This window comes from Rhizobium sp. 01T417, from assembly GCF_056398905.1.
Genome location: NZ_JBFTQH010000001.1, coordinates 245,598 through 272,021, shown reverse-complemented (window position 1 = coordinate 272,021; position 26,424 = coordinate 245,598). Strand labels below are relative to the sequence as shown.

The following is a 26,424-nucleotide window of genomic DNA, read 5'->3' as shown; positions in this document are numbered from 1 at the left end:
GGTACCGGCTTGCGCGCTGCATGCGCACACACGCGATCTGTTCTTTGGCCCCAATCCACCATATTGATTGCCGCGTGATCGCGTCAGCGATCGTTTGACGATTGTCGCGTAAGCTCAGGAATATGATGACGTATTCTTCCACCCTCAACCCACTTCGCCTCTACAGCACGCGACGGGTTGCACCCTATTTCAGGCGCGAGTTCAAACGGGTCGGCGCCAAGCCGCCAAAGGTACGCATTGGTTACACCGATGCCGGGAATCCGCCTCGAGATGTTCGGATCGAGCGGCATGGGCAACACTTCATCCTCGTTCTCGAGAGCGCCGCGACACGGTGGTTTTCCGGATACATGCGGTACAAGGTCTGCAGCTATGCCTATTGGCTGAGCCTGTGCCCGCCAGAGGTGAGGTACATCACCGTGAACGCCTCGGATGGAGAGGCGGTCTCCAACGCACGATTTGCGGCGTCCGTGCGGTTGCCTCAGCATGTGGGGCTGCCAGATCCGCACTTCTTCCAGAACGACGGCTTTGCCGCCGAGTTGGAGCGCGGCCAGACAGCGCCGAGCTGGGAGGAGCGCTCGAACGACATCGTCTGGCGCGGCGGCATGAATGGCTGCGGCTGGGCGAGCTTTTCGCCGGAAGACATCAACAATCCCGCCGTCCTTCAGAGGATCCGGATGGTCTTGCAACTCAGGGACATGGCGGGACTGGACGTCAAGTTCGTCGATCTCCATCCGACTGCGGACGACTACGGCACGCTGGCGGACCGGCAAAAGCTTCTGGGGCAGCCGATTGCGGCCCAAAGTTGGCTTGGGCGCAAGTTCGCGATTGATATCGATGGCTATACCAACACCTGGTCGAACCTCCTGGTGCGCATGCTCTACGGATGCTGCGTGCTGAAGGTCGAGTCACAATTCGGCTTTCGCCAGTGGTATTATGACGAACTCAAGCCGTTCGAACACTATGTACCGGTCGCTGCCGACATGTCGGACTTTCGCGAGAAGATCGATTGGGTGCGCAGCCACCAAATCGAAGCCAAGGCCATTGCGGAACGTGGTCAGGCGCTGGCACGTAAGCTTACTTTCGCAACCCAGGCGCGGCGCGCTGCCAACCTCATCGAAGAACACTGGGATCGGGACTAACTGGCTTAAACGGCTGCCAGCACCGGTGCCTCACGAACGGTCTTGAAGTAGGCAATGGTGCGCGTCAGGCCGTCGCGGAGCGGAACGCTCGGCGTCCAGTCCAAAAGCCGCCTCGCCTTTTCGATATCCGGCAACCTCTGACGCGGATCATCTACGGGTAGAGGGCGATGGACGATGCGTGAATTGGAGTTGGTCAATTCGAGGATGAGGTCCGCCAACTGTCGGATCGTAAACTCTTCCGGATTGCCAAGATTGATCGGACCCGTAACATCCGGACGACTGCTCATCATGGCCATCAGACCCGCGACCAGGTCGTCCACGTAGCAAAACGACCGCGTCTGTGTTCCGTCGCCATAGACGGTGATGTCGTCGCCCGATAGCGCCTGCTTGATGAAATTTGCGACAACCCTTCCATCGGCGGGATGCATGTGCGGCCCGTAGGTGTTGAAGATGCGCACGACCTTGATCGGTAGTTCGAACTGGCGGCGATAGTCGAAAAACAATGTCTCGGCGCTCCGCTTCCCCTCGTCGTAGCAAGCACGCGGGCCAATCGGATTAACGTTGCCCCAGTAGTTTTCCGATTGCGGATGGACATGGGGATCGCCATAAACCTCCGATGTCGATGCCTGCAATACCGGAATATTCCTGTCTCGAGCCAGCTCGAGCATGTTGAGCGCGCCGACGACACTCGTCTTCAACGTGGCGATCGGGTCGGCCTGATAATGGACCGGTGAGGCTGGGCATGCGAGGTTATAGATCTCGTCAACCTCGAGGTTCACGGCCTCGTTCACGTCCTGAGTAAGCAAGCTGAAGGCGGGGTTATTGAGCAATTCCGCGACATTGTGCATGGAGCCCGTCGAGAAATTATCCATGCAGACAACCCGATGCCCTCCGTCGAGCAGCCTTCTGCAAAGATGTGTGCCGACGAAGCCGGCGCCGCCGGTAACAAGAATGCGTTTATTCATAGTGGCTTGCGCTTGTTTGTGACGTCGCAGGCCTATCGCGGATTCTGCCTGCCTTCAAGGGAGCCGGCCTGAAACTAGAGGAGCGAGTAGGCTGCTGAGGCGAGCGCTGCGAGGCCGAAGAGTATCAGCAGATAGCTTGTTCCGCGCACGACCTTTGCTGTGAAATTCATTGGCAATTTGCCCCGGGCGACACTGACCGTACCGCTCAGAAGAAACCACCAAGCAAGCGATCCGCTGAAGACGCCGCCCACGATCACGGCCGAGCTGAAACGCCGCGTTTCCTCCGTCAACCCGAAACCGGCGAACAGCGCGCCAAAGGCGAGAATGGTGGCCGGGTTGGAGATTGTCAGAAAAAACGTTGCAGCTGTTGTGCCCAGGAGGCCCGCCGCCCTGACATTTGCAGCCCTGACCGGATCGTGCGTCAGCCCTCGATAGCCCAGCGCCAGGAGCAATAAGCCTCCGCCAATCGCCAGAGGCAGGGTTGCTACCGACATGGCCTGCTCGAAGACCGCGATTCCGGTTACTGCGACCAGGGCATAACTGGCATCACCGAGCGCCGTTCCGAGGCCACAGGAGAAGCCAGCAGTAAAGCCGCGCTCCAATGTACGATTGATACACAGCATTCCAATCGGCCCCAGCGGGGCCGTGATGATGACGCCCAGCAGGGCGCCCTTCGCAAACAGCAATAGCATTGGTCAGTCGCTTCCCCTCCACAGGAGACAATCCCGCGGACTTTCGAAAGAGAGCCCTTAAGGCGCTATTGCGAAGAGGTAAAATCAAAAAGGCCGCCGAACCGGCGGCCTCATCGAGAATTCGAATGATTGTGACAATCAGTGCGCAGGCACGACAGCATTGCCCTGGGCAGCAAGCGCCGCAAGGTCTGCAGGCTTCAGTTCCACGGATTCGCCGCAGCCGCACGCAGACGTCTGGTTTGGATTGGTAAAGGTAAAACCGGAGCGCAACGTCGTGCTCTCGAAGCCCATTTCGGTGCCGAGGAGATACAGCACTGCTGATGGTTCGACCCAGACCTTGGCGCCATCCCGCTCGATCAAATCGTCCTTGGCGTTCGGATCGGTCACGAGGTCGATGGTATACTCCATCCCTGCACAGCCGCCCTTCTTGATCCCGACGCGAATGCCTTTGGCCTCTGATCCGGAGTTCTCGACGATCGCCTTCACGCGGTTCGCAGCGGTCTCCGTCATGCTCATGATTGCAAAGCCCATGGGCCTTTTCTCCTTCCGCGCACGGATTCAAGGTCCGGCGTTTCATGATTCAAATGTAGTGCCAGTAGCTTAACCGATCAATACCAGCCGACGGCGACCTGCGCCTCTTCCGACATTCTGTCCGGCGTCCACGGCGGATCGAAGGTCATCTCGACCTCGACGCCGGATACGCCCTCAACCGCGCCGACCGCGTTCTCCACCCAACCCGGCATCTCACCGGCAACGGGGCAGCCCGGCGCAGTCAGCGTCATCATGATCTTCACCATGCGATCGTCTTCGATGTCGATCTTGTAGACCAGCCCGAGCTCGAAAATGTCAGCCGGAATTTCAGGGTCATAGACCGTCTTGAGCGCCGAAATTACGTCGTCGCTCAGCCGCGCCAGTTCGTCGGCCGGAATGCTGGAATGCACGATGCCTTCGCGCACGTCGATCTTCTGTTCGCTTTCGTCCAAGCTCATATGGACACTCCTTAGGCAAAGAACTTGCGCGCATAATCAAGCGCATCTGCCAAGGCATCGACCTCGGCCCGTGTATTGTACATCCCGAAGGACGCGCGGCATGTGGAGGTGACGCCGAAGCGTTTCAAGAGCGGCATGGCGCAATGCGTGCCCGCGCGGACCGCAACACCCTGACGGTCGATTACCATCGACACGTCATGTGCATGGAGACCGGCAAGCTCGAAGGAGAAGATACCACCTTTGCCCGGCGCCGTGCCGAACACCCGCAACGAATTGACCGCCTGCAGCCGCTCCGCGGCGTAGGCCGCGAGATCAGCCTCATGGCGCGCGATCGCCTCGCGGCCAACCTTTTCCATGTAGTCGAGCGCATAGCCGAGCCCGATCGCCTGGACGATCGGCGGCGTGCCAGCTTCGAAGCGATGTGGCGGATCGTTGTAGGTCACGGCATCCTCTGTCACCTCGAAGATCATCTCGCCGCCGCCCTGGAAGGGCCGCATCTCGCGAAGCCGCTCCTTCTTGCCATACAGCACGCCGATGCCCGACGGCCCGTAAAGCTTGTGGCCGGTCATCACGTACCAGTCGCAATCGATATCCTGCACGTCGACAGGCATATGGACGGCGCCCTGCGAACCATCGACCAGTACAGGAATGCCGCGCTCATGCGCGATCCGGCAGATTTCCTTGATCGGAACCACCGTGCCGAGCGCATTCGACATATGCGTGATCGCGACGAGCTTGGTCCGCTCCGTCAGGCTCTTTTCGAAATCCTCGACGTGGAAAGCACCCTCGTCGTCGACGGGTACCCAGACCAGCTTGGCACCCTGCCGCTCACGGATGAAATGCCACGGTACGATGTTGGAGTGATGCTCCATGATCGAGATGACGATCTCGTCGCCCTCGCCGAGCTTGGGCATGCCCCAGCCATAGGCGACGGTGTTGATCGCTTCCGTTGAAGACTTCGTGAACACGATGTCGTTGATATCAGGCGCGTTCAAGAAGCGCCGGACCTTCTCGCGAGCGCCCTCATAGGCGTCCGTGGCCGCATTCGAGAGGAAATGCAGACCACGATGAACGTTCGCATACTCGTTCGAATAGGCGTGGGAAATCGCGTCGATGACGGCCTGCGGCTTCTGGGCGGAGGCGCCGTTGTCGAGATAGACCAGCGGCTTGCCATAGACTTCCTTCGCAAGGATCGGGAAATCCTTGCGAATGGCTTCGACGTCGTATGCGGTTGCCGGAACTATCTTGTCCATGACGCTATCCGATCAGGCGTGCTTTTCGAGCCAGGCCGAGATGACGCCTTCCAGCGCCTCGACCAGAGCTTCGTCTTCCAGTTCCTCGACGATTTCGGCAACGAAGGCATTGACGAGCATGGCGCGCGCCTTGTTCTCCGGAATGCCGCGCGCCATCATGTAGTAGAGATGGTTGTCGTCGATGTCGGCAACGGTTGCACCGTGACCGCACTGAACGTCGTCAGCGAAGATCTCGAGCTCCGGCTTCACCGAGAACTCGGCGTCGTCAGATATCAATAGAGTGTTGCACGCCATCTTCGCGTCGGTCTTCTGCGCATCGGGCGCAACGCGGATCATACCCTGGAATACACCCTTGGCGCGGTCGAAGACGACGTTACGGATCACTTCCGTGGAACCTGTATGCGGGACGTTATGGCCGAGAACCATGGTAACGTCCGTATGCGTTTCAGCGCCCAGCAGGTTGATCCCGCGAAGCGTCAGATCGGCGCCCTCGCCAGTCACCTTGATGTGCAGTTCCTGGCGAACCAGCTTGCCGCCGGCATTGATGACGAACAGCTTCAGCTTGGCATCGGTGCCGAGATCGACACGGATCTGGCCGAGGTGCGTATCATCAGCGCCCTGTTGCTGGATGATGATCCAGGTGAGCTCGGTACCCTCGCCAATCGTGATGTCACTGATGTGGGACACGAAAGCCGCATCCGACGTCACTGCAAGGTGACGTTCGATGACCGTCGCCTTTACGTTCGCGCCGAAGGTGACCGGCAGGCGCGTATGCGTCTGGCCGCCAGCGTGAACAAACTGGATCTCAAGCGGTTCGTCAAACGTCGTTTCCGAGGCAACGTCAATGACGTAGCCATCGCGAACGAAGCTGCCGTTGATCCGGCCGATCGCGTCGTCATTGCCGAGCGCGCCGAGGCTGGTGGCAGCCGTGCCGTTGGAGAGCAGAGCCGCATAGCCTGATATGTCCAGACCATCGACCGAAGCCTTAAGATCAGGAACACCCTGAATAACCGACAAAACGGAGGACTCTTCGACCAGCGGGTCGCGAGCTTCGGAGCCGGCGTCGCCAGCCTGATCCGGAATGGCGCGCAGCAGGGTCTTGAGGTCGGTATAGTGCCAGGCCTCGATGCGGCGCGTCGGCAAACCGGCCTTCTTCAGGTCGTCAAGCAGCCTGTCCCGGATGGCGATGACCGAACCGTCGCCCGGCAGTTCGCCGATCTGGTTGTTGAAAGCCTCGATGAGCGCCGCTTCCGCGGCGGTCTGGCGGCTCGTCGTCTGCATGTTCATGAGACTCGTCCTTTCCGCCTCAATCAGGCTGCCGCACCGATGATGTCGGCGTAGCCATTGGCTTCCAGCTCGTGCGCCAGCGTCTTGTCGCCCGACTTGATCACCTGCCCCTTGTAGAGAACGTGAACGGTATCCGGGACGATGTAGTCGAGCAGGCGCTGGTAGTGCGTGATGACGACGACAGCGCGATCCGGCGAACGCAGCGCGTTGACGCCGTCGGCAACGATTTTCAGCGCGTCGATGTCGAGACCGGAGTCGGTTTCGTCGAGAACGCAAAGCTGTGGCTGCAGGAGGGCCATCTGCAGGATTTCGGCGCGCTTCTTCTCACCGCCGGAGAAACCGACGTTCAGCGGGCGCTTCAGCATTTCAGTGTTGATCTGCAGCTTGCCGGCTGCGTCCTTGACGAGGCGCATGAAGTCAGGCGTCTTCAGCTCTTCTTCGCCGCGCGCCTTGCGCTGCTCGTTCATCGCAACCTTGAGAAACTGCATGGTGGCAACGCCCGGAATTTCGACCGGGTACTGGAAGGCCAGGAAGATGCCCTTGGCGGCACGCTCGGCAGCGTCGAGCTCCAGAATGCTCTCGCCGTTGTAGAGGATGTCGCCTTCGGTGACTTCGTAGTCTTCTCGGCCGGACAGGATGTAGGAGAGAGTCGACTTGCCGGAGCCGTTCGGGCCCATGATGGCGGCCACTTCGCCGGCCTTCACGGTGAGGTTCAAGCCGCGGATGATCTCGGTGCCGTCTTCGGCGATGCGGGCGTGCAGGTTCTTAATTTCAAGCATGGTATTTTCCCATAAAAAGCAATCGGAGAACGGCGCGATCCACGCGCCCTCGCGCATTCATGTCGTGTCGCGTCAGCCGACGCTGCCTTCAAGCGAGATGCTGATGAGCTTCTGCGCTTCGACAGCAAATTCCATCGGCAGTTCCTGCAGGACTTCCTTGACGAAGCCGTTGACGATCAGGGCGATCGCCGCTTCCTCCGGAATGCCGCGCTGCAGGCAATAGAAGAGCTGGTCTTCCGAGATCTTCGAGGTGGTCGCCTCGTGCTCGAACTGCGCCGTGGAGTTCTTCGCCTCGATATAAGGAACCGTGTGGGCGCCGCACTTGTCGCCAATCAGCAGCGAGTCGCACTGCGTGAAGTTGCGGGCGTTGGATGCCTTGCGGTGCGCCGAGACCTGGCCGCGATAGGTGTTCTGCGACACGCCCGCGGCGATACCCTTGGAGATGATACGGCTCGACGTGTTCTTGCCGAGATGGATCATCTTCGTGCCGCTATCGACCTGCTGGTGGCCGTTGGAGACGGCGATCGAGTAGAACTCGCCTCTGGAGTCATCGCCGCGCAGGATGCAGGATGGGTACTTCCAGGTGATAGCCGAACCGGTCTCGACCTGCGTCCACGAAATCTTCGAGCGGTCGCCACGGCAATCGCCGCGCTTGGTGACGAAGTTGTAGATGCCGCCCTTGCCCTGCGCATCGCCCGGGTACCAGTTCTGGACCGTCGAGTACTTGATCTCGGCATCATCGAGCGCAACGAGCTCAACGACAGCGGCATGCAGCTGGTTTTCGTCGCGCTGCGGCGCGGTGCAGCCTTCGAGGTAGGAGACGTATGCGCCTTCCTCGGCGATGATCAGCGTGCGTTCGAACTGGCCCGTATTCTTTTCGTTGATGCGGAAGTAGGTGGACAGCTCCATCGGGCAGCGAACGCCCTTCGGAACGAACACGAACGAACCATCGGTGAAGACGGCCGAGTTCAGGGTCGCGTAGTAATTGTCGGAGGTCGGAACGACGGAGCCGAGGTACTTCTGCACCAGTTCCGGATGCTCGCGAATGGCTTCCGAGATCGACATGAAGATCACACCGACCTTCTTAAGCTCTTCCTTGAAGGTCGTGACAACAGAGACAGAGTCGAAGACGGCATCGACGGCGATCTTCGGCTTCTCGACGCCAGCCAGGATTTCCTGTTCCTTGAGCGGAATGCCAAGCTTTTCGTAGACCTTGAGGATTTCAGGATCGACTTCGTCAAGCGACTTCGGGCCGGGCGTGCTTTTCGGCGCGGCGTAGTAATAGATGTCGTTGAAATCGATCTTCGGATAATCGACGCGAGCCCAGGTGGGCTCCTCCAAGGTCAGCCAGCGCTTGTAGGCTTCCAGACGCCATTCGAGCATCCACTCCGGCTCCTGCTTCTTGGCGGAGATGAAACGGATGATGTCTTCGGACAAGCCCTTGGGCGCCTTGTCCATTTCGATAATGGTCTCGAAACCGTATTTGTACTGATCGACGTCAATCTGACGAACGCGATCAACCGTTTCCTGGACGGCGGGCATGTCATTCTCCAATCTCGCCGGAGAAAAGGTCCGGCAGCTTGTCGTTCGGGCAGTATCGTTTGCCCCGTATGTAGGTGGCCAAAAGGGACTTTTCAGCCCGAATGGCAAGCGGAAAATTGCGTTTCCGCAAATTTATGAAGCGGTCAAGCCGCCTCCCCGGCCGGCTTGCGCCGAGCGGCTATTTTCGCGAAGACCGAAATCGCCTTGTCGATCTCCTCTTCGGTGGTGGCAAAGCCCAACGAAATGCGCAAAGCGCCGAGCTTGGGGTCTCGCCTCATGGCAACCAGGACATGGCTCTCGCCGACCTTGCCGGACGAGCAGGCAGACCCGGCAGAAAGCGCCACACCTTCGAGATCGAAGGCGATCTGGCCCGTTTCGGCTTTCAGCCCCGGAAGGGTGAAGAAAGTCGTGTTCGAAACGCGCTGGCCATCGGAGCCGTAGATGACGACATCAGGTGCCGCGCCTCGCATTCCGGTTTCCAGTCGGTCACGGAGCACGGAGATCGCTTCGTTGCGTGCCTCAAATTCCATCGCAGCAGCTTCGGCGGCAGCACCAAACCCGATCACCGCAAGCGAGTTCTCAGTCCCCGAGCGGTGACCCTTCTCCTGGCCGCCGCCATGGATCAGCGGTCGCGGCATCAGCACTTCACCGCGCGTGACAAGCGCACCGGCGCCTTTCGGGCCGCCGATCTTGTGCGACGAGACGATTAGGAAATCGGCGCCGAGCGCGTTGATATCCAGCTTCAAGCGACCGGCTGCCTGTACGGCATCGACAACAAGAAGGCAGCCATGCGCCTGCACCAGCTTCGCAACCTCGGCAATCGGTTGGACGATGCCGGTCTCGTTGTTAACGAGCATGACCGCGACCATCGGCAGCCCGGCCGACTTGTCATGAGCGGCAAGCGAAGCACCAAGCGCATCGAGATCGACGACGCCGGCCTCCGTCACCGGAATTTCCGCCGTCTGTTCCTTCGGGAAGCGACCGCCTTCCCGCATCGCAGGATGCTCGACGGCAGAATAGTAAAGCTGGCTGACTTTAAGCGGCGTGCGCCCCATCCTGAACTCGGGCGTCAGCACCATATTGGCTGCCTCTGTCGCGCCGCTCGTAAAGATTACATGGGCCGGATCAGCCCCTGCAAGTGCCGCCACCTGGCGTCGTGCATGCTCGATCGCAGCACGAACGGCTCGGCCTTCGCCGTGGACCGAGTTCGGATTGCCGAACAGGTCCAAAGCGCGCAGCACCGCGTCGCGCGCATTCGGATGCAGCGGCGAAGTCGCGTTCCAATCGAGATAAAGGCGTGGCGGCGCCATGATCTTTTGTCCTGCGCTAAATCCTTGCGAGGCGGCTCGGCTCATTTTCCTTGAAATTTCGGCCGGGCTTGCCTTATGACACATCCCACAATGCGTGGATCGTCATGCAAGTTTCGAATTGTTCTAAACTGCGTTTTAGAAAAGCTGACAACATTCGTCAAGTCTTACGCAGGGCCGAACGCGAAAAATAAAAGCCGGAGTACCGATGCCCGAAGTCATTTTCAACGGCCCTGCCGGCCGTCTTGAAGGCCGCTACCAGCCCTCCAAGGAAAAAAGCGCACCGATTGCCCTCATTCTGCACCCGCACCCCCAGTTCGGCGGCACGATGAACAACCAGATCGTCTACCAGCTCTTCTACATGTTCCAGAAGCGCGGGTTCACGACGTTGCGTTTCAATTTCCGGGGAATCGGTCGCAGCCAGGGTGAATTCGACCACGGCGCTGGCGAGCTTTCGGACGCCGCGTCCGCGCTCGACTGGGTACAGAGCTTGCATCCTGATTCGAAGACCTGCTGGGTTGCCGGTTATTCCTTCGGCTCCTGGATCGGCATGCAGCTTCTAATGCGCCGCCCGGAAATCGAAGGTTTCATGTCGATCGCGCCGCAACCGAACACGTATGATTTCTCGTTCCTCGCGCCCTGCCCGTCTTCCGGCCTCATCATCAACGGCGAAGCCGATAAGGTTGCGCCCGAGAAGGACGTAAACGGCCTCGTTGAGAAGCTGAAGACGCAGAAGGGTATCCTGATCACGCACCGCACGGTGCCTGGCGCCAACCACTTCTTCAACGGCCAGGTCGAGACGCTGATGAGCGAATGCGAGGATTACCTCGATCGCCGCCTGAACGGCGAACTCGTGCCGGAACCGGCTGCCAAGCGGATCCGCTAAGCGGTCCGCATCCCGGCGGTCAGTTCGAACGTCGGACAGGCCAATCCGTCAATGATCATCGGCATGCGGCTTCGCATGCCGATTTTCGTTAGGACATGCTGAGATGCGGCATTGTCCGGATGCGTGAATGCGATGAACTGCTGCGCGAAGTTCCGTTCGAAGAACCATTCCGCCAACTCGCCGGCAATCTCCGTCGCATAACCCTTGCCCCATTCCTGGAACCGAAGCGAATAGCCGAGTTCGAAATCCTGCCGCTCACCGCCAAGCAGGGAAAAGCCCGCGCTGCCAATGAAGCGGCCGTCGTCACGACTGAGGATCTTGTACTTGGTGGCTCCATCCCGCTCCTGCTCGCCGAACCAATTGCGCAGCCGTTCCTCGGCTTTCTCACGCGACCACGGCGCAGCGCCCGAAAGATACCGTGTCGTCTCAATCGTGGAGTGAAGCTCATGGATCAGGCCCGCGTCGTCAGGTTCCCACATGACCGCGGCTAGGCGCGGCGTCTCCAGAATCGCCTGTTGCATCACGGCTTCACCACGACACCGCCGCTGACGGGCGCACGCACGCCGGTCGTGCCGGGAAATGTCAATGGTAAGCGGTCCAACGACCTTACCGCGAGATAGCCCCAGGCTTCAGCCTCCATGGAATCGCCATTGAACCCCGCCTGCTCCGCCGTTATCACCTCGGCGCCGTTGCGATGGGCGATATCTTTCAAATCTTGCATCAGCACGCGATTGAGCCGACCACCACCGCAGATGACGTAGAGGGCCGGCGTGACCGGCAAGTGACCGGCGGACTTGATGATCGAGGCGGCCGCGACATAGGCAAGTGTGCGGGCGCCGTCTACAAGCTCCGCATCTGCACCCGACGGCGGCGGAAAGTCGTTGCGGTCGAGCGAGCGCCGCTTCTCTGCGGTGAAGAACGGGCTATTCAAATAGCGATCGGCCAGTTCCCCCACGATCCGTCCCTCTGAGGCTATCATGCCGCCCTGATCGAACGGCACGCCCGCATGGGTTTCGACCCACTGGTCGATCAGCGTATTGCCCGGGCCACTGTCAAAACCGACTATGACGCCATCCGCGCCAATATAAGTCAGGTTTGAGATCCCGCCGATATTGACGAAGCAGACCGGCAACGTGGCATGAGGGACGTTGGCGGCGAGCGCCGCATGATAGACCGGAACCAATGGCGCGCCCTGGCCGCCATGCATCATGTCGTTGGCACGAAGATCGTAGACAACGGGAATGCCGGTTTCCCGTGCCAAGAGCGCCCCATCCCCGATCTGGACCGTCAGCGCTTCGTCCGGGCGATGTAACACTGTCTGGCCGTGAAAGCCGATGACGTCGATCGACGAGGCATCGAGCGCATTCGTAGCCAGAAATTCCCTCACGGCAATTACATGACGTAACGTCAGTTCACGCTCGACAGACGCCAGATCGCCCGGCCGCTGCTCACGTTTCGCAATAGACTTCGCCTGCTCCAGCGCCAGCTTCAATCGGTCGCGGAAGGCTGGCCCATACGGAACACCGAGGAACGGCCCGCGCTCGACGAAGGCTCGGCCGTCGGTCCGCAGCAGCGCCACATCGATGCCGTCCATTGATGTTCCGCTCATCAAGCCGATCGCGGTCCTGATCTTCTCCATGACCCCTCGCTGGAAGATTCTCGCCAAATGGTGACTGTTCGGCAAAACAGTGCTAAACGCGCCGCGTCACTTCAACAATAGCCAATCCGAAAATCCGCACCCGAGAGCAAAAGGTCATGTCCGAGTTCAAATCCGATTTCCTCCGTACGCTGAAAGAGCGCGGCTTCATTCATCAGATTTCCGATGAAACGGGCCTCGACGAACTCTTCGCCAAGGAAACGGTAACGGCCTATATCGGCTTTGACCCCACCGCTCCCAGCCTGCATGCCGGCTCGCTGATCCAGATCATGATGCTGCACTGGATGCAGGCGACCGGCCATCGCGCCATTTCGCTGATGGGCGGCGGCACCGGTATGGTCGGTGATCCCTCCTTTAAGGAGGAAGCGCGGCAGCTGATGACCGTCGATACCATCGAGAGCAACATCGCTTCGATTAAGCGCGTCTTCTCGAACTACCTCTCCTACGGCGAAGGCCCGAAGGATGCGTTGATGATCAACAACGCAGAGTGGCTGAGATCGCTCAACTACCTCGAATTCCTACGCGATGTCGGCCGGCACTTCTCGGTCAATCGCATGCTGGCTTTCGACAGCGTCAAGACGCGCCTTGACCGCGAACAGTCGCTGTCGTTCCTCGAATTCAACTACATGATCCTGCAGGCCTACGACTTCGTCGAATTGGCCAAGCGCTACGACTGCCGTCTGCAGATGGGGGGGTCGGATCAGTGGGGCAACATCGTCAACGGCATCGACCTCGGTCACCGCATGGGGACGCCGCAGCTCTACGCCCTCACCTCGCCGCTGCTGACGACCGCTTCCGGCGCCAAGATGGGCAAGTCTGCGACCGGCGCTGTCTGGCTCAACGCGGACATGCTGTCGGCCTATGACTTCTGGCAGTACTGGCGCAACACAGAGGACGCTGACGTCTCGCGCTTCCTGAAGCTCTACACCACGCTGCCGATGGACGAAATCGCACGCCTCTCAGCGCTAGCCGGTTCCGAGATCAACGAGGTCAAGAAGATCCTGGCGACTGAGGTCACCGCGATCCTGCATGGTCGTGTTGCCGCGGAGCAGGCTGCCGAAACCGCCCGCAAGACCTTCGAGGAAGGCGGCCTTGCCGAGAACCTTCCGTCTGTCGACGTCCCGGCCGCCGAACTCGACGGTGGCATCGGCCTTCTGTCGCTGATCGTCCGCGCCGGCCTTGCAGCCTCGAACGGCGAGGCCCGCCGCCACGTTCAGGGCGGTGCGGTGCGCATCAACGACCAGGCCGTCAGCGACGAGCGCAAAATCATCGGCAGCGAAGAGATCACCGCTGATGGCGTGATCAAGCTATCGCTCGGCAAGAAGAAGCACATCCTGATCCGCCGCGCTGCCTAAGCGTGGTCAACGTCTCAGACAGAAAGCCGGCCTCGCGCCGGCTTTTTTGTGCCTACTGGAATTCGAAGATGTTGCGGAAAACGCCCGGCGCGATGATCGACAACGGATTGACGATCAGATCCGGCGATTCCAACTTTCCTGTGAGCTTGAAGGTAATGCCGATCAGGCCGCGATCCGTGCCGTTCCCAAGGATGATGCCGATCAACGGCAATTCGGCAAACAGCCGGTTGAGGCCATATGCAGGCATGAAGGTACCCGTCATGTCCATCCTGCCGCGCTGGTTACGAACCGTTCCCTGAAACACCGCGCCGACCTGGTCACCACGCACCACGCCGTTCTCGATACTGACGACGCCGTTCTGAGAAACAATGCGCGCAAAGCCGCGCTGGAAACGCTGCGCCGATGTATCGATGTTCCGTTTTACCGCTGAATTCAGGCTTCGTTGCTCCTCGCCGAYCGGCGTCGAAACGATCGAGTGCAAGCGCTGTTCGTTGACAAGCGAGAAGCGCCTGATGTCGATGGAGCCATCCCAATTGTCGCCCGCCCCTAGGCGGATCTGCATATTGAGCAAGCCGCCCATCATGTGCTGATAGAGGTCGGCGAAGCGGGAAACAGAGCCGGCATCGCCGCTCGTGACATTGATAACGCCATTTCCCTTCGTCTGGGCTACGAACGCCTCGCCGCTGTCGGTGACGCCGGTGAAATTCAGTGTCTGCAGCCTCCCGCCTGACGACACATAGGTCATCTCGGCATTGCGCAACTTCTCGTCATTGAAACCGACGACGCGGCCGAGCTTGGCTCGAACGGATATGCTGCCGCTGTGGTCGGAGTCACCGCCGCTGCTGGACTTCAATCTCGCGATGATCGGACGTGCATCTGCACTCTCGCCTGACACGGAGACATCAAACCCTCCCTTGCCGCGCTTCACCGAAACGGAGAAGTCGTCCAGCGACGACAGTTTGACACTGTCGAAATCCGCCTTCACGAGATTGCCCTTGCCGATAACAAGCGAGCCATTTGCCCCGAATCCATCCCCCTTGAGGACGAAGTTCTTCAACTCGGTGTTGTCTGCAGGGCCGGAGGCCTCGAATGTGGCCGTCGCGCCGATCCCGCCGCCCTTGGACCAGCCGATCCATGGGAGAGACAGCCGCGCCCTTCCAAGGTCGACAGTGACCGCCTGTCGGTCCTGATCGATGCGATTGAGTTCCACGTCGACGCTACCATCGACGATGTCGTTGAGACCGGGCAGCACCTTTTCCCGCTGATCATTGTTCAAGGTGGCAGTAATGGTCTGCTGCGGCTGGACATTGGACGACTTGTCCGTCGGCTCGACAAGCTTGATCCCGGCGGGAATGCCATCGATCAGCCCTTTTCCGTCGAGGCTGACCTGCTTTGGATCCGCGTTCAACACGCCGTCGAGACCAGTGATCTTGCGGCCCGAAAACGGTTTGGCGACATCGAGATCCTGTAGCTGCAGGACCGCTTTCCATTCAGCAGGAGGAGGACTCTGCGACGAGATCAGCCCGATGCGAGCCTGCACTTTCGCCGACACCTTGCCCTTCAGGTCCTCGGGCACGAAGCCCGCGCGCTGTAACACCTGGATCGGCTTATAGGTGAGCAATTCGCCGACCGCGTCAGCCGCGCCGGAAATGGGAAGATTGAGTTCGGCCATGAGCGGCTTGTCGTAGGTCGATGGCAGGACAAACGTGCCCTCGCCGACGCTCACCGATCGTCCGGACGGAAAGAATGCCGTCCCGCTCTTGATCGAGATTGTCGCCCGCGGACCGCTCAGATCAAAGTGGGCATTCATATCGCGGATTGGCGGGATGTCGCCGGCCACGTTCATTCGGGTATCTGCGATGTCGAAAGCAATCCGGATCTGGTTCTTGTCGAGTTTCAGACCTTTGCCGACCGCCTCGTCCAGGCGTCCGAACGGAATGAAGACGGAGATTGATGCGTCGGTGACGGTGCCCCCGAAGAGGTTGCGCTGAACCCATTCGCGGCCCTTCGACGCCATCCAGAATGGCCACAATTGCTTGACGGCCGTTGTCTGCAACTGCTGTGACTGCCCGGCAAAGCTGATCTCCGGCGACACGTCGCCCAGACGAACATGCAGCGAGCCAAAAAGACCGCCAGCAGGGCTCGAAACCCGCATGTTCGGGAATTCGAGTTCGCGGTCGGTAACGAGGTAGCGACCGGTCGCCTGGATATCGAAGGCGAGCGGTTGCTCGCCTGACGCGGTGGGGGCCGCGGTGCCGCCACTGACCAGCAGATCTATCCCGAAGCCCTTTCCTGCAGCGGCATCGATCTTGTCCAGATCGATAAGAGCGCCGGTAAGCGGTACGGATGTCGCGCCGAACTGAACACGCGATTTCGCGATCTCAAGCTTCTGCTTGTCAAAGTCGTAGGCGAGGTTGATGCGCCCTCCGCTCAACTCCTGCTGGTCGCCATCCATATAGAATTGCCCAGGCTCCAGGTCGACTGACGCGCCGAGCGCCGGCTCGGCTTGATCGCCGGTGCGAACTGCCGAGATCGTCACATCACCAGAGCCGTCGATGCCCTGCCGGATTTGACCCTGGACATTCCGCTTGAGTGTGAACGGTCCCAGGTCGACGCCCGCCAGTTGTCCCGTCAACTTCGAGGTACGTTCGCCGGTTCTTTCGGTGATGACGCTGAGCGTCGCTGCCTTGCCGTTGATCGCGACCTCACCATCCAGCGCCAGCGCGCCTTGGCGTGTCCTTGTGAAGTCCAGGCTGTCGACGACGATCGAGAGTGGACCATTCGCCGTATCGGCCAGCTTGATATCTATGCCCGAGAGTTTCACTGAGCGCGTCCCACCCCGCTCGACAAAACTGTCGATCATGTCGAGTTGAGCGAACGCAGCTTCCATCGCCGTCGGAATCTCGTCGATGCGAACGTCATCGAGCTTGAGCGGCTTTCCAGACGGCAGCAGCGCTGTGTCGAGTGCGATATCTTCCGCCTCGATCTGCGCAATCGCAATCCGACCGCGAAAGAGTTGTAGCGGGTCGAGCGCCATGCGCATCGCATGTGTGGTCGACAGGTGCTGTCCGCTCTTCTCGTCAATCATGTTGACGTTGCGAGCTTCGAGCGCAAGGCGCAGGTTCGAGGTAAAGCGGATAGCAGTGGAGCCGACCTCCGCCCTATAGCGAGGCCCGATGGCCGAATTGAGTGCAGCCTGCGCCTGCCGCGTCAGCGGCCCGTCGAATATGCCGCTTTCTACCGTGAAGACAATTGCAGCGAGCACGAAGAAAATAATGGCGATGCAGCCACCCGTGGCGCCGGCGGTCTTGCGCATGCGCGAACGCGACGGCGGGCAACTGACGATCATGGGATCTTCGGCCTGCGCCGAAGGGAGCTCATGCAGTGCGACGATGTCTTTCTTGCGGAATGTAATTTTCTCGCCGCGGATCGCCGACATGCGTCTCGCCTAACTCCCTAATTTGCGGTTTGGACCAGACTGGCTGGACGACTGCCCGTCCAATATATATCTGGCAAATCACCTGTTATCCATAAACTCGGCAAAAGAAAGGTCTCTCCATGACGGATGTCAGCATCGGCACGACGGCGCCTGACTTCAATCTCCCGCGCGATGGCGGAGGCCGCGTCGCGCTTGCCGATTTCCGTGGTAAGCCGCTGGTGTTGTTCTTCTATCCCAAGGACGACACGACAGGATGCACGGCCGAATCGTTGGCTTTCACGGCGCTTGCAGACCAGTTCGAAAAGGCCGGTGCTGCCGTCATCGGCATGTCTCCCGATTCCGCAAAATGCCATGATCGCTTCATCAAGAAGCATAGTCTTTCGGTTGTCCTGGCGTCCGATGAAGAGAAGACGACGCTGGCGGCCTACGGCGTGTGGAAACAAAAGAGCATGTATGGACGCAATTTCATGGGCGTGGAGCGCACAACCTTCCTCATTCGTGAGGATGGGACCATCGGAACGATCTGGCAGAAGGTGAAGGTGCCCGGCCACGCAGAAATCGTTCTTGCCGCCGTGCAGAACCTGTCGCGATGACCTCTCGCTCCAGCATCACGTCCCTGCGCGGCGGAGCGATCGACGCTATCCGAGCAACTGATCTCGATAAGAAGACGACGCTCGCCCAGGAAACTGCGACGCGTTGGTTTGCTCGCACACTGTCCCTGCGTTCGCCACTTGACGCGCCGCTGCCTGAGAGGCCGGGCCGTCCGGATAAGCCGGACTTGATACCGCCGACGCAGGTGGAGAGGCGGTCCTTGCATACCGTCAAGGGGCGCATCGCGCTGCTGCATGCCATCGCCCACATCGAACTCAACGCCGTCGATCTGGCGCTTGATATCGTTGCGCGATTCGCGACCGAACCCGTCCCGAACTCCTTCTTCGACGGGTGGATGCAGGTTGCCTTCGAAGAAGCGAAACATTTCCGCATGGTGCGCGCCCGCCTGAATGACCTCGACGCCGACTACGGTGACCTCCCCGCCCATGACGGCCTTTGGCAGGCCGCGCACGCGACGAGGAATGACCTGACGGCGCGCCTCGCCGTTGTCCCGCTTATTCTCGAGGCTCGCGGGTTGGACGTCACACCGTCGCTGCAGGCCAAGATGCGCGAAACCGGGGATTTGGAGAGCGCTGCCGTGCTCGATGTCATCTACAACGACGAGAAAGGTCACGTTGCGATAGGCGCCAAATGGTTCCGCTTCCTTTGCGCCAGAGAAAAGCGGGATCCGGCACGGACATTCCACGAGTTGGTACGCGCCAATTTCCGCGGACCGTTGAAGCCTCCCTTCAACGACATCGCCCGGGCCGAAGCAGGACTGACGCCATCCTTCTACCGATCGCTGACATCGACAAGCAACGCCTGATCCGATCACGACAGCCATACTGACCTAAGTAAATATTAACCATAATCGTGCGTAATTGCGGCAATTGAGGCATCGGCCTTCGATTGGGAGATTCTCCGTGACGCATGCACAGCATAGCCGCGTATTCGGTCAGCGAAAACAAGAGCATATCCTGATCCTGGCGAGCGGTGACCGGGTCCGTCACCTCACCGTCAAGCCGTGGATGGCGGCGCTTGTCTTATGTTTTGTCGGGGTCTTTGCGATCGGCTATCTGTTGGCCACATCCTATCTCGTGCTGCGTGACGACCTGATCGGCGCGGCAATGGCCAGACAGGCGCGCATGCAGCACGACTATGAGGACCGGATCGCCGCTCTGCGAGCTCAGGTCGATCGCGTTACCTCCCGCCAGTTGCTCGATCAGCAGGTCGTCGAAGACAAGGTCGACAAATTGATGGAGCAACAACTGGCGCTCACCTCACGCCACGGCAAGTTGGGCTCCCTTCTTGACCGGGCCGAAAGTTCCGGGCTCGGAAACAAGGCGGCCACACCACTCCAGTCCTACGCGCCCGACGCAAACGAGAAGCATGCCTCGCTCTCCGGCGCAGTTCAGGCTATCGAGAATCAGCTTGCCGGCGCTGTAGAACCTGCTGAGGCGACGCCTGATAACGCGACGCTGGCTGATGTGCCGGCAAAGGAAACCGTCGGCGACCGAGCTGACCGGGTTTTTTCCAAGGTAACGCTGTCTCTGAAGGATATTGAGCAGAAGCAACGCACCCGCATCGCGCAACTGACGAGCGATGCCGGCGGCGCCGCCAATGCCATATCGAAGGTCTTGACGCGGTTCAGGATTTCGGTCCCGGCCGAGCGCTTGAAGCAGGATGACACCGCAGTCGGCGGCCCTTACGTAGAGCCTGAGAGCAACGATGATTTCGATACGTCGCTTGCGCAGTTGGACGATGCCCTCACCCGCCTGGAGACTGTACGGAGCATGGCCGAATCGCTGCCATTCCAGAATCCGGCCGCCGGCAAGGAGATCACCAGCTCGTTTGGGAACCGGCGTGATCCGTTCCTCGGCCGCCTCGCACTCCACTCCGGCATCGATTTCCGTTTTGCGCCTGGCGAAAAGGTTCACCCGACGGCACCCGGCAAGGTCATAGCGGCCGGCTGGACTGGCGGCTACGGCAACATGGTCGAGGTGGATCACGGCAAGGGCATTTCCACGCGTTACGGCCACATGTCGGAAATTCTCGTGAAAATTGGCGACAAAGTCGACCGCACGGACGTGATTGGCCTTGCCGGCAGCACCGGCCGGTCCACCGGTACGCACTTACACTATGAAGTCCGTCAGGATGGTCGTGCCATTGATCCCATTTACTTCATGAATGCGGGCTTGAAGCTTGCGAGTTACATACAGTAACTACGCGCGCTAACCACGTCTTTACCTCTGCACTGGCTGCAAGGCCTGTATTCCTTGACTTAAGGAGAGTTTCGGCTTATGTCGCGCTGCATTGCGCCACGCAATCACGCCGACTCAACCAGAGTACGGCCGAACCGGAACGGAAACAGTTTTCCCTTTGACGACATTTGCTGATCTTGGCTTGAGCCAAAAAGTGCTTTCCGCCGTGACCGACGCGGGTTACACGACGCCAACCCCAATTCAGGCTGGTGCCATCCCCTTTGCGCTTGAGCGCCGCGATATTTGCGGGATTGCGCAGACGGGAACGGGCAAGACTGCGTCTTTCGTTCTGCCGATGCTGTCGCTGCTGGAAAAGGGCCGTGCCCGCGCCCGGATGCCCCGGACTCTGATCCTCGAGCCGACCCGCGAACTAGCCGCCCAGGTTGCGGAGAACTTCGAAAAGTACGGCAAGAACCACCGCTTGAATGTCGCGTTGCTGATCGGCGGCGTTTCGTTTGAAGATCAGGATCGCAAGCTCGAGCGTGGCGCGGATGTTCTGATCTGCACCCCGGGCCGCCTGCTCGACCATTTCGAACGCGGCAAGCTCCTGATGAGTGCTGTCGAAATCTTCGTCATCGACGAAGCCGACCGCATGCTCGACATGGGCTTCATCCCGGATATCGAGCGCATCGCAAAGCTTATCCCGTTCACCCGTCAGACACTTTTCTTCTCGGCAACCATGCCGCCCGAGATCCAGAAGCTTGCGGATCGCTTCCTGCAGAATCCGGAGCGGATCGAAGTTGCCAAGCCGGCATCCACCGCAAAGACGGTAACGCAGCGCTTCGTTGCCTCGCATGGCAAGGATTATGAGAAGCGTGCTGTTCTGCGCGATCTTATCAAGGCTCAAACCGATCTGAAGAACGCAATCATCTTCTGCAACCGCAAGAAGGACGTGTCCGATCTCTTCCGTTCGCTCGACCGCCACGGCTTTTCCGCCGGCGCTCTGCACGGCGACATGGATCAGCGTTCGCGCATGGCCATGCTGCAGAACTTCAAGGACGGTAATCTCCAGCTTCTCGTGGCTTCCGATGTCGCCGCTCGCGGTCTCGATATTCCCGACGTCAGCCACGTCTTCAACTTCGATGTTCCGATCCATTCCGAGGATTATGTGCATCGTATCGGCCGTACCGGCCGCGCAGGCCGTTCCGGCGCTGCATTCACCATCGTCACCCGCCACGACCAGAAACATGCCGACGCGATCGAAAAGTTGATCGGCGAGAAGGTCGAGTGGTTGAACGGCGACCTCTCCGCCTTGCCTCCGCCCGAACCCAGCCGCGACGACGATCGCTCGCGTCGCAAGGGCCGGGACAAGGACACCGGCCGCGGCAAGAGCCGTCGAGGTCATAAATCTGAAATCGCCGTCGCAGATAATGACGTCGAGACGATGGAAACAGCAGCACCAGCAAAGGTCGAAAGCGTGAAGCAAGAGCGCAAAGCAGAACAAAACAAGCCGCAGCAGAGCTCGCGCGCCGCTCGTCCTTACCCGGCAAACGACGACAATCGCGACCGCCGCCGCTATCGCGACCACGACGACGGTCCGACGCCGGTTGGCTTCGGTGATGAAATTCCCGCCTTCATGCTGATCACGGCCAACGCCAAGATCTGACGAATATGGGCACGCCTGGCATCGATTTCCCGGGCCTTGGCGTTGGCCTGGTGGTTTTGCGCGACCGCAAGATCCTGCTTTACAGGCGCATGCGCGCTCCTGAAGCCGGCCACTGGAGCATTGTGGGCGGCAAGGTCGATCATATGGAGCCGTCCGAGCAGGCGGCTCGACGCGAGGCGGAAGAAGAAACCGGCCTATCGATCGGCCGCGTCAACCTTCTCGGCGCCACGGAACTGATCAGCGACGCGGATGCCCAGCACTGGATTTCCCTGCTCTATGTAGCGTCCGAGTTCGATGGAGAACCGCAGCTCACGGAGCCGGACAAGCTGTCGGACTTCGGTTGGTTCAGCCGCGCCGATCTCCCGCAGCCGCTTTCCGCATTTGCGGCGGCCGCAATCGAAAAGCTCAAGTCGGGCGAACTCCTCTAAGGTTCATTCCGCTCGGACAGCCGCTTCGTAGGCAAGCCGAACCCATCGCGCCATGACATCGGGGTCGTCATAGGCATCGTCGGGGATGGACCAATACGGCATCTTCACCGGGCTTCCCTTCTTGCCTTCATAGGCCCATTGCGACGCTCCCGCCGCCTCGAATTCCGATGCGCTTTGCTCGTCGGCCTTCAACAGCATCTCGCCGCGCACTTCGACAGCAACAATCCGCCCCATATGGTAGATGCCCTTGCCGCCGAACATGCGCCTGATGGTGACGGGTCCAAGCCCCTGAAACATTTCTTCAATTGCCGCCGTGTCCATCCCTTAGCCCTTTAAAACCCCTCCTGCGCCAATGACCGCTTCCGGCGTATCCACATCCAGATGCGCCGCATCGCCAATATCGATGTCCACGACAGGCACGCCCGATGTTTCGATGATGTGCCGCGCCCCGACATCACCCTCCAGCCGCAGCACTGCATCAAATAGAGATTTAGGCAATATCACGGGATTGCCACGCTTGCCGCGCGACACCGCGCGGATGATCGACTGGCCGCCAGATTGCCGGAAAGCTGCCATTAGCTTATCGAGATCATCACTGGACACACCCGGCATATCGGCAAGCATAACGAGAATTCCATCCGCGTCACGGGCGTGCTCGACCGAGAATCCCGTTGCGAGCGACGAAGCCATGCCCGACGCGTAATCCGGATTGTGAGCAATTGTCACGTCAAGTCCGGACAGTGCTGATTCAATCTCGCTTTTACGATGTCCCGTCACGACGATCACCGACGCCGAGCGGCTGCCGATCGCGGTCATCACCGATCGCCGGATAAGCGGCACACCGCCAAACTCCGCCAGCAGCTTGTGCGGGCCGCCCTCTCCCATCCGTCTGGCCTGGCCCGCGGCAAGAATGACTGTAACAAGCTTGCCGGCGGGGCTAGTGCGCGCCTCGGCTTCGCGTAGGCTGGGCCGCGCCTGGATTTCCATCAGAAGACCTCCCACACCCATGCCGCTGATGTCGACTGCGCTCGGCTGTTCGCCAGCCAGAATGCGGTCGAGTACCCAATCGAAGCCATTCTCCTTCGGGCTGCGTGCACATCCCGGTGCGCCGATGACGGGAATATCACCGATCCGACCGAGGACAAGCAGGTTCCCTGGATCGACAGGCATGCCGACCTGCACGACTTCGCCGCCGGCCCTTCTTATGGCTTCGGGAATCACATCCTCCGCGTCGATCACGGCGGACGCGCCGAAAAGGATGACCAACTTCGGGGCGCTGTCGGGTAGCCGCAATGCCTCGAGAAGCGCCTGCGCTACCGGTTCGACGTGATGAGCAACCCGCGTCTCCCTCACGAGATGACTGCCTGATGCGACGAGCCGCCGGGAAAGCACGCGTGCCGTCTTGTCCATGACCGATGGCTTCAGCGACGGCAGTTCCGTCGCGATCAACGAGACCGAGCGGCCGGCAAAGGGCTTCACCTCGAAGGCGGATGTCGACCGCAGCACCTCGCATGCAAGGTCGAGTTTGGCGCCGGACACGGCGAGCGGGATGATCTTGAATGTCGCAACCATGTCGCCATTGCGAACGGGCACATGATCGTTGAGACAGGCAAGCGTGATAGCAGGGTCGATGCTGTTCAGCCGGTCGACGGCGCTGCGGCTTGCGACGAACAGGCCGTCAACAGTCGAATAGACGTTCACGCGTCCCGTGGAAGCCTCAGAGAGGCGCAAATGGTCGGGCGCGATTGCCTGCGCAAGTCGTCTCGCCGCCTCGTCCTCCCCGACGTCGCCCTCCTCCATTAGTGCAGCAATGACCTGCCCTATAGCCTCACCGCGCAGCCTTTCGATGTCGCCGGCACCGATCCTGTGTCCTTTGGACAGGCTGCCGCCGGCAAGCTTCACGGCATGGGCGAGGACCACGCCCTCGGCTGCCTCGATGGAGAATGATCCGAACTTCATTTGCTGTCACCAACCGGAGACAAGGTCCGCGTCCGCAGCGTTTGGACGATCTCCGCGAGAATGGCGACCGCGATTTCGGCTGGGCTCGACGCACCGATATTAAGCCCGATCGGCGCGCTGATTTTGGCAAGCGCGGCCTCGTCCGCACCGTCTGCGCGCAACCGTTCTAGCCGAGTCGCATGCGTCTTCCGGCTGCCGAGCGCTCCGACATAGAAACAGCCGGTCCGCAACGCCTCGGTAATGGGATAGTCGTCGATCTTCGGGTCATGCGTCACGGCGACGAGCGCCGTATAGGCGTCCAGCGGACGATCCTTGAGGACATCCACCGGCCAATCCGCCGTCAGATCGGTCCCGAGGAACCGTTCCGGCGTGGCGAAAGCCGTGCGCGGATCGATGATCCGCACATCGAAGCCGGCAAGCGATGCCATCTGCGCCAGGACCTGACTGATGTGAACGGCGCCGATAATCACGATATGGGCCGGCGGCAGATGCACGTTAAGAAAGTAGCGATGCCCATCGACCTCGATTGCCGTCGATTTCCCTGAGCGAAAGGCAGCCTCGATATCCGCTCGCAAGGAGGGTTCCACTGGCTCCCCCTCAAGGACAACGGTATCTCCTCCCTTTTCGAGATCAGTCAGCAGCATGGCGGCGCGGCGCGCCCGGCGCGCGTCATTCAGCCGCGCAAGATTTGCCGCATCCATCAATTGAGCCTTTCGACATAGACACGAATCCGGCCGCCGCAAGAAAGGCCGACGCGCCACGCCGTTTCATCCGCAACACCAAACTCGAGCATCTTCCCCTTACCGTCGGCGATCACATCAAGCGCCTCGGCGATAACGGCGCCCTCGACGCAGCCCCCCGATACGGAGCCTTCGAAATTGCCGTCTCGGTCGATCACGAGATGGCTTCCGGCCGGTCGTGGCGCCGATCCCCACGTCTCGATGACCGTGGCAATCGCCACGTCTCGCCCGCTTTTTCTCCAGGCTTCCGCCGTCATTAACGGATCAAGGTCAAACGATGTACCTGTCATGCGATGCCTTTCAATCTTTCGAGGTACCGGCGCGGGTCACATTCCGTCGATCGCGTTGCGCCGAGTGCTTCCGCAAGGTCGCTCAAGGATGATAGATTGTGAACCGGTCGGAATTCGTCAACATGCGGCAGCATTGCGCGCACGCCACGCGCGCGCGGCTCGAAGCCGTCGAAGCGCAGCAGCGGATTGAGCCAGATCAGTCGCCGACACGAGCGATGCAACCTGTCCATTTCTGCCGCGAGCAGATCCGTTCCCTCGCGCTCCAGCCCGTCGGTGATCAACAGCACGACCGCGCCCTGCCCCAGCACACGGCGAGCCCACAGGCGATTGAACTCCCTCAGCGTCTCACCGATCCGCGTCCCACCGGACCAATCCCTTACCGCTGCCGCGCATTCATCCATTGCTTCGTCGGGATCCTTGTGCCGCATCTGGCGAGTGACATTCGTGAGGCGCGTTCCGAACAGGAAGGTATGAACCCTCCGGCGCTTCTCCGTTAGCACATGGAGAAAGTGCAGAAAGATGCGCGTGTACTGGCTCATCGAGCCGGAGATATCGGCGAGAACGACCAAGGGTGGCTGAACCTCGCGGATCTCGCGGTATCGCGGAAGAATGAGGCCGGCCCCGCTGCGCAATGCAGCCCGCATCGTCGCGCGCGCATCCACATGGGCGTGAGCATGCGATGGGCGGAAGCGCCGGGTCCGCACCTTGTCCAGAGGCAGCTGCAGTTTCGCAAGTGCCTTCTTGGCCGCGGCAATCTCCAACGCAGACATTTGGGCGAAGTCCATCCGCCGGAAGACTTCGTTGCCCGACATCGTAAAGCGCGCATCGATCTCGATATCAGGCTCGTCGCGCGGCGGCTTGTTGTCCCTTCGGTCGCCGAGCAAGGCGTCCGCGGCGCGGCTTTCGCCGGGCTTTGCCTTCTCCTTCTGGAGGGTTTCCGACGCCCTTGGCGACAGCATTGCGATCATCTTCTCGACAAGGTCCCGCGAGCGCCAAAAAAGGCGAAACGCCTCGTCGAAGACCGGCTTGTCTTCGTGCCGTTTGACGAAGACGGATGAGAGCGCGGCGTGAAATTCCTCACGCGACCCGATACCGATCGTCTCGACCGCCTCGATCGCATCAACGATCGCGGCCGGCCCGATCTTCATGCCGGCCTTCCGCAGTACCCTGGCAAAGAAGACGATATTATCGGCAAAACGACCGTCACCGACCGGAAGAGGCGGAAAGACAATCCCATCCTGTCGGCTTGTAGCTTCCAT

Annotated in this window: 25 protein-coding genes; 8 read left to right on the top strand and 17 right to left on the bottom strand. The window is 60.2% G+C overall.

The window, feature by feature from the left end; translation table 11 throughout:
* The first annotated feature begins 125 nt into the window (after positions 1-125).
* Positions 126-1,139: a glycosyl transferase family 90 gene (locus tag AC1DPR_RS01300; RefSeq protein ID WP_477815633.1), complete on the top strand. Its 1,014-nt coding sequence runs from the start codon at positions 126-128 to the stop codon at positions 1,137-1,139.
* 5 nt (positions 1,140-1,144) lie between these two features.
* Here the strand turns inward: AC1DPR_RS01300 and AC1DPR_RS01295 are convergent, their stop codons facing one another.
* The 9 genes from AC1DPR_RS01295 to AC1DPR_RS01255 form a co-directional block, all read right to left on the bottom strand.
* Entirely contained in the window at positions 1,145-2,104 is a 960-nt protein-coding gene (locus AC1DPR_RS01295; RefSeq protein WP_018854915.1) for a UDP-glucuronic acid decarboxylase family protein, read from the bottom strand.
* A gap of 74 nt (positions 2,105-2,178) precedes the next feature.
* Entirely contained in the window at positions 2,179-2,796 is a 618-nt protein-coding gene (locus tag AC1DPR_RS01290) for a LysE family transporter (RefSeq protein WP_477815632.1), read from the bottom strand.
* A gap of 138 nt (positions 2,797-2,934) precedes the next feature.
* On the bottom strand, positions 2,935-3,327 hold the full coding sequence (gene sufA, locus AC1DPR_RS01285; protein WP_018854913.1) for a Fe-S cluster assembly scaffold SufA: 393 nt from the start codon (positions 3,325-3,327) through the stop codon (positions 2,935-2,937).
* A 77-nt stretch (positions 3,328-3,404) separates the two neighbouring features.
* A complete protein-coding gene (locus AC1DPR_RS01280) occupies positions 3,405-3,785 on the bottom strand; it encodes an SUF system Fe-S cluster assembly protein (protein ID WP_018854912.1) in 381 nt (126 codons plus the stop codon).
* A gap of 11 nt (positions 3,786-3,796) precedes the next feature.
* A complete protein-coding gene (locus AC1DPR_RS01275) occupies positions 3,797-5,038 on the bottom strand; it encodes a cysteine desulfurase (RefSeq protein ID WP_477815631.1) in 1,242 nt (413 codons plus the stop codon).
* A gap of 12 nt (positions 5,039-5,050) precedes the next feature.
* Positions 5,051-6,325, bottom strand: a complete 1,275-nt coding sequence (gene sufD, locus AC1DPR_RS01270) for a Fe-S cluster assembly protein SufD (protein WP_018854910.1) — start codon at positions 6,323-6,325, stop codon at positions 5,051-5,053.
* A 23-nt stretch (positions 6,326-6,348) separates the two neighbouring features.
* A complete protein-coding gene (gene sufC / locus AC1DPR_RS01265; protein ID WP_018854909.1) occupies positions 6,349-7,104 on the bottom strand; it encodes a Fe-S cluster assembly ATPase SufC in 756 nt (251 codons plus the stop codon).
* 72 nt (positions 7,105-7,176) lie between these two features.
* Positions 7,177-8,646: a Fe-S cluster assembly protein SufB gene (sufB, locus tag AC1DPR_RS01260; protein ID WP_029792341.1), complete on the bottom strand. Its 1,470-nt coding sequence runs from the start codon at positions 8,644-8,646 to the stop codon at positions 7,177-7,179.
* Between the two features lie 143 nt (positions 8,647-8,789).
* Positions 8,790-9,956, bottom strand: a complete 1,167-nt coding sequence (locus AC1DPR_RS01255; RefSeq protein WP_018854907.1) for a cysteine desulfurase family protein — start codon at positions 9,954-9,956, stop codon at positions 8,790-8,792.
* Between the two features lie 205 nt (positions 9,957-10,161).
* On the opposite strand from AC1DPR_RS01255, the gene AC1DPR_RS01250 reads away from it, so the two are divergent.
* Positions 10,162-10,839 carry an alpha/beta hydrolase gene (locus tag AC1DPR_RS01250; RefSeq protein WP_007789602.1) on the top strand — a complete coding sequence of 226 codons (678 nt, stop codon included), beginning with the start codon at positions 10,162-10,164 and terminating at the stop codon, positions 10,837-10,839.
* On the opposite strand, the gene AC1DPR_RS01245 is transcribed toward AC1DPR_RS01250, so the two are convergent.
* Positions 10,836-11,360, bottom strand: a complete 525-nt coding sequence (locus AC1DPR_RS01245; protein ID WP_477815630.1) for a GNAT family N-acetyltransferase — start codon at positions 11,358-11,360, stop codon at positions 10,836-10,838. The two genes, AC1DPR_RS01250 and AC1DPR_RS01245, sit on opposite strands and share 4 nt — an antisense overlap.
* Entirely contained in the window at positions 11,360-12,478 is a 1,119-nt protein-coding gene (locus AC1DPR_RS01240; RefSeq protein WP_477815629.1) for an anhydro-N-acetylmuramic acid kinase, read from the bottom strand. The genes AC1DPR_RS01245 and AC1DPR_RS01240 overlap by 1 nt, the downstream gene beginning before the upstream one ends.
* A gap of 116 nt (positions 12,479-12,594) precedes the next feature.
* Here AC1DPR_RS01240 and tyrS point away from each other — a divergent pair, with 116 nt between their 5' ends.
* The gene (tyrS, locus tag AC1DPR_RS01235; RefSeq protein WP_018854903.1) at positions 12,595-13,851 is read left to right on the top strand and encodes a tyrosine--tRNA ligase; all 1,257 of its coding nucleotides are present in this window, start codon (positions 12,595-12,597) and stop codon (positions 13,849-13,851) included.
* A gap of 52 nt (positions 13,852-13,903) precedes the next feature.
* On the opposite strand, the gene AC1DPR_RS01230 is transcribed toward tyrS, so the two are convergent.
* Positions 13,904-17,290 (bottom strand): hypothetical protein, encoded by a 3,387-nt coding sequence (locus AC1DPR_RS01230; RefSeq protein ID WP_477815628.1) that lies wholly within the window; start codon positions 17,288-17,290, stop codon positions 13,904-13,906.
* Between the two features lie 119 nt (positions 17,291-17,409).
* On the opposite strand from AC1DPR_RS01230, the gene AC1DPR_RS01225 reads away from it, so the two are divergent.
* From AC1DPR_RS01225 to AC1DPR_RS01205, 5 genes are all read left to right on the top strand, one after another.
* Entirely contained in the window at positions 17,410-17,883 is a 474-nt protein-coding gene (locus AC1DPR_RS01225; protein WP_018854901.1) for a peroxiredoxin, read from the top strand.
* On the top strand, positions 17,880-18,707 hold the full coding sequence (locus tag AC1DPR_RS01220; protein ID WP_192305934.1) for a ferritin-like domain-containing protein: 828 nt from the start codon (positions 17,880-17,882) through the stop codon (positions 18,705-18,707). Before AC1DPR_RS01225 ends, AC1DPR_RS01220 begins: the two co-directional genes overlap by 4 nt.
* Before the next feature lie 97 nt (positions 18,708-18,804).
* The gene (locus tag AC1DPR_RS01215) at positions 18,805-20,103 is read left to right on the top strand and encodes a M23 family metallopeptidase (RefSeq protein ID WP_018854899.1); all 1,299 of its coding nucleotides are present in this window, start codon (positions 18,805-18,807) and stop codon (positions 20,101-20,103) included.
* Positions 20,104-20,260: 157 nt separating this feature from the next.
* Entirely contained in the window at positions 20,261-21,748 is a 1,488-nt protein-coding gene (locus AC1DPR_RS01210; protein WP_018854898.1) for a DEAD/DEAH box helicase, read from the top strand.
* Between the two features lie 5 nt (positions 21,749-21,753).
* On the top strand, positions 21,754-22,176 hold the full coding sequence (locus AC1DPR_RS01205; RefSeq protein ID WP_018854897.1) for an NUDIX domain-containing protein: 423 nt from the start codon (positions 21,754-21,756) through the stop codon (positions 22,174-22,176).
* Positions 22,177-22,179: 3 nt separating this feature from the next.
* Here AC1DPR_RS01205 and AC1DPR_RS01200 read toward each other — a convergent pair whose 3' ends face one another.
* From AC1DPR_RS01200 to AC1DPR_RS01180, 5 genes are read right to left on the bottom strand one after another with little or no spacing between them, the layout of a single operon-like run.
* Positions 22,180-22,497, bottom strand: coding sequence for a TfoX/Sxy family protein (locus AC1DPR_RS01200; RefSeq protein ID WP_018854896.1), 318 nt, complete (start codon positions 22,495-22,497; stop codon positions 22,180-22,182).
* Between the two features lie 3 nt (positions 22,498-22,500).
* Positions 22,501-24,135, bottom strand: a complete 1,635-nt coding sequence (locus tag AC1DPR_RS01195) for an NTP transferase domain-containing protein (RefSeq protein WP_477815627.1) — start codon at positions 24,133-24,135, stop codon at positions 22,501-22,503.
* Complete coding sequence (locus AC1DPR_RS01190; protein ID WP_018854894.1) at positions 24,132-24,836, bottom strand: XdhC family protein; 705 nt, start codon at positions 24,834-24,836, stop codon at positions 24,132-24,134. Before AC1DPR_RS01190 ends, AC1DPR_RS01195 begins: the two co-directional genes overlap by 4 nt.
* Positions 24,836-25,165 carry an XdhC family protein gene (locus tag AC1DPR_RS01185; protein ID WP_026371479.1) on the bottom strand — a complete coding sequence of 110 codons (330 nt, stop codon included), beginning with the start codon at positions 25,163-25,165 and terminating at the stop codon, positions 24,836-24,838. The genes AC1DPR_RS01190 and AC1DPR_RS01185 overlap by 1 nt, the downstream gene beginning before the upstream one ends.
* Positions 25,162-26,424 (bottom strand): vWA domain-containing protein, encoded by a 1,263-nt coding sequence (locus AC1DPR_RS01180; RefSeq protein WP_169680278.1) that lies wholly within the window; start codon positions 26,422-26,424, stop codon positions 25,162-25,164. The genes AC1DPR_RS01185 and AC1DPR_RS01180 overlap by 4 nt, the downstream gene beginning before the upstream one ends.

What these genes read in the sequence shown, in the direction of transcription:
- sufB (WP_029792341.1), bottom strand. Translation starts at nt 8,646, where the DNA reads ATGCCCGCCGTCCAGGAAACGGTTGATCGCGTTCGTCAGATTGACGTC.
- tyrS (WP_018854903.1), top strand. Translation starts at nt 12,595, where the DNA reads ATGTCCGAGTTCAAATCCGATTTCCTCCGTACGCTGAAAGAGCGCGGC.
- AC1DPR_RS01200 (WP_018854896.1), bottom strand. Translation starts at nt 22,497, where the DNA reads ATGGACACGGCGGCAATTGAAGAAATGTTTCAGGGGCTTGGACCCGTC.
- AC1DPR_RS01250 (WP_007789602.1), top strand. Translation starts at nt 10,162, where the DNA reads ATGCCCGAAGTCATTTTCAACGGCCCTGCCGGCCGTCTTGAAGGCCGC.
- AC1DPR_RS01180 (WP_169680278.1), bottom strand. Translation starts at nt 26,424, where the DNA reads ATGGAAGCTACAAGCCGACAGGATGGGATTGTCTTTCCGCCTCTTCCG.
- AC1DPR_RS01280 (WP_018854912.1), bottom strand. Translation starts at nt 3,785, where the DNA reads ATGAGCTTGGACGAAAGCGAACAGAAGATCGACGTGCGCGAAGGCATC.
- AC1DPR_RS01225 (WP_018854901.1), top strand. Translation starts at nt 17,410, where the DNA reads ATGACGGATGTCAGCATCGGCACGACGGCGCCTGACTTCAATCTCCCG.
- AC1DPR_RS01205 (WP_018854897.1), top strand. Translation starts at nt 21,754, where the DNA reads ATGGGCACGCCTGGCATCGATTTCCCGGGCCTTGGCGTTGGCCTGGTG.
- sufD (WP_018854910.1), bottom strand. Translation starts at nt 6,325, where the DNA reads ATGAACATGCAGACGACGAGCCGCCAGACCGCCGCGGAAGCGGCGCTC.
- AC1DPR_RS01220 (WP_192305934.1), top strand. Translation starts at nt 17,880, where the DNA reads ATGACCTCTCGCTCCAGCATCACGTCCCTGCGCGGCGGAGCGATCGAC.
- AC1DPR_RS01290 (WP_477815632.1), bottom strand. Translation starts at nt 2,796, where the DNA reads ATGCTATTGCTGTTTGCGAAGGGCGCCCTGCTGGGCGTCATCATCACG.
- AC1DPR_RS01240 (WP_477815629.1), bottom strand. Translation starts at nt 12,478, where the DNA reads ATGGAGAAGATCAGGACCGCGATCGGCTTGATGAGCGGAACATCAATG.
- AC1DPR_RS01295 (WP_018854915.1), bottom strand. Translation starts at nt 2,104, where the DNA reads ATGAATAAACGCATTCTTGTTACCGGCGGCGCCGGCTTCGTCGGCACA.
- AC1DPR_RS01245 (WP_477815630.1), bottom strand. Translation starts at nt 11,360, where the DNA reads ATGCAACAGGCGATTCTGGAGACGCCGCGCCTAGCCGCGGTCATGTGG.
- sufC (WP_018854909.1), bottom strand. Translation starts at nt 7,104, where the DNA reads ATGCTTGAAATTAAGAACCTGCACGCCCGCATCGCCGAAGACGGCACC.
- AC1DPR_RS01195 (WP_477815627.1), bottom strand. Translation starts at nt 24,135, where the DNA reads ATGAAGTTCGGATCATTCTCCATCGAGGCAGCCGAGGGCGTGGTCCTC.
- AC1DPR_RS01300 (WP_477815633.1), top strand. Translation starts at nt 126, where the DNA reads ATGACGTATTCTTCCACCCTCAACCCACTTCGCCTCTACAGCACGCGA.
- sufA (WP_018854913.1), bottom strand. Translation starts at nt 3,327, where the DNA reads ATGGGCTTTGCAATCATGAGCATGACGGAGACCGCTGCGAACCGCGTG.
- AC1DPR_RS01255 (WP_018854907.1), bottom strand. Translation starts at nt 9,956, where the DNA reads ATGGCGCCGCCACGCCTTTATCTCGATTGGAACGCGACTTCGCCGCTG.
- AC1DPR_RS01190 (WP_018854894.1), bottom strand. Translation starts at nt 24,836, where the DNA reads ATGGATGCGGCAAATCTTGCGCGGCTGAATGACGCGCGCCGGGCGCGC.
- AC1DPR_RS01185 (WP_026371479.1), bottom strand. Translation starts at nt 25,165, where the DNA reads ATGACAGGTACATCGTTTGACCTTGATCCGTTAATGACGGCGGAAGCC.
- AC1DPR_RS01275 (WP_477815631.1), bottom strand. Translation starts at nt 5,038, where the DNA reads ATGGACAAGATAGTTCCGGCAACCGCATACGACGTCGAAGCCATTCGC.